Source organism: Paenibacillus lignilyticus, from assembly GCF_017942085.1.
In the GTDB taxonomy this organism is placed as follows: Bacteria; Bacillota; Bacilli; order Paenibacillales; family Paenibacillaceae; genus Paenibacillus_Z; species Paenibacillus_Z lignilyticus.
Genome location: NZ_JAGKSP010000043.1, coordinates 1 through 7,138, shown reverse-complemented (window position 1 = coordinate 7,138; position 7,138 = coordinate 1). Strand labels below are relative to the sequence as shown.

The following is a 7,138-nucleotide window of genomic DNA, read 5'->3' as shown; positions in this document are numbered from 1 at the left end:
TCTTCTTGAACTGACTTACTTTAGTGCCGTCTACAGTTAGCGTAAAGTCGTACACGATGTGATCGCCGATCTGCGCTCTGGTTTGCTCGTTCAGCGTCGCTCCGTCGACCTGTTTCACCGATAGCTGCACTTCTTTGCCGCTATCGCCGATGATCGCCTTCCACATGCCTGCATCGAACGATACCGTTGCAAAACCTGCATCCAGCACCAACGATTTCTGATCGGCTGCCAATTGGTTCACCTGCTGCGCCGGCAGCTGGAACACAATGCCGGTAATCGGTTTGGCAGCATCCACCGCTGCCGTTAGCGTGACGGATTTGGTTTTCCCTTCGCCCGCTTGAAGGAGTTCTGCTCCCGTTACCTTCACCGCAGCTTGACCGGATGCATCCGGCGTTGCTTTCAGCTCTACATGTCCCTCCGTCACGATTGTCGTTGGAGGTGTCGGCGTAGGCGGCGTAGGCGGTGTTGGGTCAACATTCCCAGTCGTTACTTCGATCGTAACTTCCGTACTGCTCGACAATTCGCCGTCTGTAGCCGTTACCGTGATGACGTAATTGCCTGCTGCGGCACTGCTCCACGCAAATGCGCCTGTGCTTGCATCCATGGAACTGCCCGCCGGCAAGTCTGCCGCGCTGTACGTCAATACATCTTCGTCCTCATCCGTTGCCGTCGCCGTGAAGCTTACCGCTTGGCCTGCGTTCACATGAATCGCTGCGATGTTCGCAATGACCGGCGCATGGTTCACCGGAGGCACGACTTCATCGCCTACGTGAATGGCAACATCACGGGTAACGGTAGCCGTGCCGTCCGTTGCTTGCACCGTCACAACGTAATCGCCCGTTGTTGCGTTCGCCCATTGGAACTCGCCTGTCTCTGCATTTAATGTCGCTCCGGCAGGAAGATCTTCAGCGCTCCATACGACAGCGTCAGCATCCGCATCGCTGGCAACCGCCGTAAAGGCAGCCGTTTGGCCTGCATTTACAACGATCGGCCCCACTGCTTCAATGATAGGAGCGCTATTGGAGAATAGTAACGTTTTGGCCGCACCCGCCATGTATTCGTCCGTAGCGGCAACTCTGACCGAAACAGATTTATTGCCTGTGAAGACAGGGATATTCGCGGCATCATAGCTCGTATAGGTTACGCCATCAAGCGAATATTCCATTGTGCTGTCCGCACCGACGATCACATTATGCTGATCATCTGCGGATACACCGATTTCCGGCGTTTGTACCGTATATTCGAAAGCATCCAACATGATGAAGGTTCCGGTCGATGAGGCGTTCTTCGTACCTTTAACTACGACCTTAATGGTATGTTGACCATTAGCCAAGGCGTTATTTTGATAGAGAACCTGCTGTCTGATCGACTCGCTGGAATAGGTATCTACATCAGCTTGAGCAAGCGCGCCATCAATAAAGATATCAGCCTTACCTAAGTTATACTGTTTGCCCCCGATGACTTTAATAGAATCGCCGGTAAACGTGAATTCTGCATAGGCATTCACTGCTGAACTGTATTTCTCGGTTCCTGCGTAATCGCGGCTATCGCCACTGGATGTCCAGGATCCTACGAAGCTGACGTCAGGTTCAAGGTCATCAACCGTAATTGGCGGAATTAAGCGGGATTTCAGCGAAACTTGAATGGATAGCGTGGACGTACTGCTTAATTTGCTATCCGATGCCGTGATGTGGACCGCATAATTACCTGCCACTGCTTGAGGCCAAATGAACGCGCCCGTTGCCGCATTTAATATCGCTCCGGCCGGCAGATTGTCAGAGCTGAACGATACTTCATCCCCATCCGCATCTCTCGCTTCCACGACCAGCGAAATCGTGTCCTTCGCATTCACGTTAACAGCCGGAATGGCTTGAATAACCGGCTCCTGATTCGTACTTACACGCAGCAAGACTGACGATTGATCAGAACCGCCGCGAGCATCAGTCGCCGTAACCGTGATGGTATAATCCCCCTCTGCAGCCTCCGGCCAATCAAAAGCGCCATGCTCGGTATCGAATGTCGAACCTGTCGGCAGACCGGTTACACTGTAAACAATCGCTTCACCGTCTGCATCACTGGTTGTTACAGCAAAGGTTACATGATCTCCCGTTCTTGCTTGAATAGGCGCCAGATCCGAAATAACCGGATTGCGATTGGACCCTAATGTCGCTTCAATCATAACGGTAAGTTGAGATGAATTTCCGTTGCTATCCGTTGCGATGATGGTCACCGAATAGTTCACTGCCGCAAGCGGTCTCAGACGCAATGCCCCGGTATGTGCATCTAACGTTGCCCCTGAAGGCAAGTCCGGCGAACGGAATGTAAACGCATCGCCATCCAGATCGTTAGCGATGACCGTTACAGCTGCCTCATCGCCGACATTGGCATGAACGGCACTTATCGGATTAAGTATTGGAGCGCCATTCGTAAACGTCAGCGCAGTCTCAAGACCTGCGGGGTTGAACGCATTCGCTGCCGTTCGCACAGCGACTGACTTCGCCCCTTTGAACATCGGTCTTTGATCCGCTGCATAGCTCGCGTATGCGCCCCCATCCACTGCGTATTCCATGGACTCATCAGCGCCGATAATGACATTGTTCACATCATCTGCCGTGACCTGCGGCGCCGCAACGGCAGGCGTATATTCGAATGCATCCGCCAGAATGTAAGCGTTGTTTGCCGCAGCATTCTTCGTTCCTTTTACTACGATCTTCAACGTATGTGTACCGTTGGGTAAACCTGATTTCTGATAGAGCGCCTGTTGTTTGATCGTCGTTGGCGAATAACTGTCGATATCCTCCTGATCCAGCACGCCGTCCAGATAGACATCGAATTTCCCTGTATTCGACTGCTTTGCAGCAATAAATTTCACTTCATTCCCGATAAAGGTTAATTGTACGTAACTGCCCGGGATATTGTTGTATTTCTCGGTTCCTTTGTAATCTCCGTCATCTGAATTATTACTCCAGCCTGAGCTGTAGACAAGCGCGCTGTCGCGTTCATCAAGCTTAATTGGCGTAACCGCAATCGCTTGATTCGTGACATAGACATATAAAACGGTACTGCCGACCAACTTGGCATCCGTCGCTTGAATGGTAATCGCGTAATTGCCATTCGCCGCCGGCGTCCATGTAAATTGACCGGTTGATGGATTCAGCGCAGCGCCTGCAGGCAAGTCCGGCGAGCTAAACGCAACCGAGTCTCCATCCGCATCCAGTGCGCCTACTACTGTAGTCAGCGCGTCTCCCGCCTTCCCTTTAAGTGCCGGAAGTTCGAGAAATGATGGAGCGCTATTCGTAAAAGTAAGCGTCGTCGATTGGCTGGCTGCATTGACCGAATTCGAGGCGATACGCACTTGTACCGTCATCTCGCCTGGAAATGTCGGTATATTTGCAGGGTCAAACTTCGTATAGTTCACGCCGCCGTCAACGGAATACTCCATCGTATCATCCGCATTGACGATCACATTGTTCACATCATCCGCAGTCACCTCCGGTGCAGGAACTTGCGTTGAGTATTGGAAGGCATCGATCAGAATATAACTATCTAACGCCGACGCATTCTTGGTTCCTTTCACGACGACTTTAATCGTATGCTCACCAACCGACAAACCGGATTTCTCGTACACGACGAATTGTTTTTGAGAGGTAGCAGAGTAGCAGTCGATGTCTGCCGCATCCAATACTCCGTCCATGTAAATATCCATTTTACCTGCGTTGCTCTGTTTGGATGAAATCAGTTTAATGGCATTCCCGTTAAAAGAAAATTGAGCGTAGTTGTTAGCAGTCTTGCTGTATTTCTCCGTTCCCGCATAGGTAGATCCTCCGCCTTCGCCCCAGCTGCCGCTATAAGTTATGGAAGAATCGCGGTCATCCACCGTTACAGACGAAGCCGCATTAATGGGTGCAGGCTGCGGCGTTAAGGAAGAAGCGATATTGTACGTTGCGCCGGCTTCCGTAGCAAAAGTGATTGTATTGCCTTCAGCGGTATAGTTCACAGCTGATCCGTCATTTGCGTTTGTTACCGTCAATTTCTCCGGATGCAGGAAGATATCATTTCTAACCTTCGCGACATTTCCTTCCAAGGAAGCAAGAGCTGCATTGGTTAAAACCTTCCCCTTCCATTTCATATCAACCGTAAATGCCCCGCGCGCTACAAGTCCTTTCACTTCACCGGAGTACCAATCATCCGGAAGAGCCGGCAGCATGTCGATGCTCCCCGTATGGCTTTGCAATAACATCTCCGCAATGCCCGAGGTTGCGCCGAAGTTACCGTCGATTTGGAAAGGCGGACAGATATCGAATAGATTGGTGTACGTGCTGCTGGCGAGCTGTCCCTTGAGAATCGTCATCGCATGGTTGCCATCCAAGGCGCGCGCCCACAAGTTAAGCTTATTCGCCCTGCTCCAACCGTTTGATTCGTCACCGCGCTGCGTGAGGGTTACTTTGGCAGCATGAAATAAATCAGGCGACGTAACCGGATTGATCAGATTCCCCGGATAGAGGCCGACCAGGTGAGAAATATGGCGGTGCTGATCGGTCGGATCGTCGATGTCCTCTTTCCACTCTTGAAGCTGTCCATACTGCCCAACCTTAGGCATGGATAATTTGCTGCGTTTATCAATAAGTTCGTTGCGGAAATCCGCATCCTCTCCAAGCACTTCGCTTGCCTGGATCACATCCGTAAACAACTGCCAAATAAGCTCTTGCTCGTAGTTAGTTCCAACTGTAAGCGGTCCATGCTCCGGCGAATACGACGGGGAGGAAACCAATGTCCCGTCCTTGTCCGTAATCAGCGTCTTCGTCCAAAACTCCGCCGCTTCTTTCATAATGGGATAGAGCTTGTCTCGCAAATAATCGGTGTTTCCTGTAAATTGGTATTTCTCCCATAATTGCAGAGATAGGAAGGCACCGCCGACAGAATGCCAGCCCCAAGTCCCGATATCCCAACCGGGAGCGGCATAACCGAAAATATTACTGATCGTATGCACCGTCCAGCCCGGACCTGTAATGCCATAGTAGGTTTTGGCCATCACATTGCCCGGTTCTCGCAAGGAATCTAAATAATCGACTAAAGGAATCGCCGTTTCTTGCAGATTCGTAATCTCGGAAGGCCAATAGTTCATTTCAAGATTGATATTCGCATGATAATCCGATCCCCATGGAGGCGTCAGCGAATTATTCCATTTCCCTTGCAGGTTCGCGGGAAGCGATCCCGGACGGGACGATGAGAGGAGCAGATATCTGCCATATTGGAAAAATAAAGCTTCAAGAGCACTGTTTCGTTTTGCTTTATAATTGTTGAGCAATACATCTGTAGGAACCGTCGCCGTTTCGTTATTCAGGTTCAAGGACACGCGGCCAAACAACGACTTGTAGTCTCCCATATGGGTTGCGCGCAGTTGTTCATAGGTATGACCGGAAGCAGCCGCAATATAATTCGAGACCTTCGGATGAGGGTCAGTCCCTTGGAAATCAGGGTAGTGATTCACGTAGTCTGTTGCTGCCGACATCAGGATCGTTACGGAAGTCGCATTGGCCACCGTCAATTTCCCGATTCCCGGAGAAACGATGCCATCCTCATTCTGAACCAACAGCTGCGATTCATAGGCCATATTGTTATCATACAAATTCCCGCTCATCGTTAATCTATTTCCATCTGCCACGATAGTAGGTTTACTCGACACTTGCGGGCTCGTTATACTCAGCATAAAATTCAACATATTGGGTTTGCTGCTGGTAAGACGCATAACCATCACATGATCGGGATAACTCATGAAATATTCGCGCTTATACTCTACACCGGCTTGCTTATAGGTTACCCTTGCAATCCCGTCCTCGAGATCAAGCTCGCGCCGGTAATCCGTTACCGTTACCGATGGCGGCAGCACGTTATCCAGATAGATATCGCCGAAGCTCTGATAGCCCCCGAACTCAGGATAGTCATCCAATGTACCGGTCAGATACTGCTCCGCAATGGATCTAGCGCCGGCTTCATCGCCAGCGGCTAATTTAGCTTGGACATCGGCCAGATGGCTTGCTGCGCCGGGTCTGTTGCCATCTTTCCCTTTACCTGCTTTCGAGCGGGGACCGCCTGTCCAAAGGGATTCCTCGTTAAACTGAATATGCTCCTGTTCTACGCCTCCATAGATCATGGCTCCCATATAACCGTTGCCAATCGGAAGCGCCTCCGTTTCCCAATTTGCCGCAGGCTTCTGATACCATAATGACAGTTTATGTTCAGGCGCGGCCGCGGATCCTGTATAGGTTACCGCCGTTGCAGCGGAAGCTGTGCCGACAGATTGGATGAAGGGCAAGTTCGCTACTGAACCCCAAACTAGCATTGCGCTGCAAATCACTGCTATTTTCTTCTTTTTTATGAGCATGGTCAATAACCTCGCTATCTATCAATTGAGTTGTAATAGGCGAACAACTTGATTAGATGACTGACAGGTTGTTTTTAAAAACCGCCAATACGTCCGTTCACGTATTGGCGGTTTCCGTTACTTAGATCAAATTCAAAATCCGGTAAATCGTCACAGCCGCTTGAGCTCTGGTAGTCTCGCCTTTAGGGGCGAAGCTGCCATTGCCAAGACCGTTCATCAAGCCTGCCTCTTGCACGGCAAGCACAGCTTCTTGCGCGTAAGCCGAGATTGCGCCTTGATCCGTGAACGCCGCCGCTCCCGCTTCCGGTTTCTCCAGTTGAAGCGCACGGTAGAGAATGACCGCCATATCTTGGCGCGTGATGCTGTCATTCACGCCGAAGCTTCCGTCTTGCTTACCGGTTACGATGCCCAGCTGCTTCGCCGCTGCAATGGCATCCGAGTACCACTGGCCGCTCTTCACATCGCTGAACCCTGTTTCTGTACCTGCCGCCGTCGCTTGCAGATCCAGTGCCTGGATCAGCATCGTAATGAAGGCTGCACGCGTCACTTGTCCTTGCGGTGCGAAGCGGTTGTCCTCAACACCTTGCACGACTCCGCGTGCAGCCAGTGCTTCAATGCTGTCCTTCGCCCACGCTACCGTTTCAATATCTCCGAATTGGATAGCTGCCGAGCCTGCTGCATAATAGCTGAAGTGCTCCGGCGCGAACGTGACGGTTTGCGTCTTCTTGTCGTATTTCGCGTTCTTCACCACTT

At 51.1% G+C, this 7,138-nt stretch carries 2 protein-coding genes; both read right to left on the bottom strand.

Annotated features, from left to right (window positions below; genetic code table 11):
• Window positions 1-6,316, bottom strand: a 6,316-nt coding sequence (locus I8J30_RS32570; protein ID WP_210664496.1) for a DUF4073 domain-containing protein, incomplete at its 3' end; no start/stop codon positions are given.
• Window positions 6,317-6,506: 190 nt separating this feature from the next.
• On the bottom strand, window positions 6,507-7,138 hold a 632-nt coding region (locus tag I8J30_RS32565; RefSeq protein ID WP_210664495.1), incomplete at its 5' end, for an S-layer homology domain-containing protein.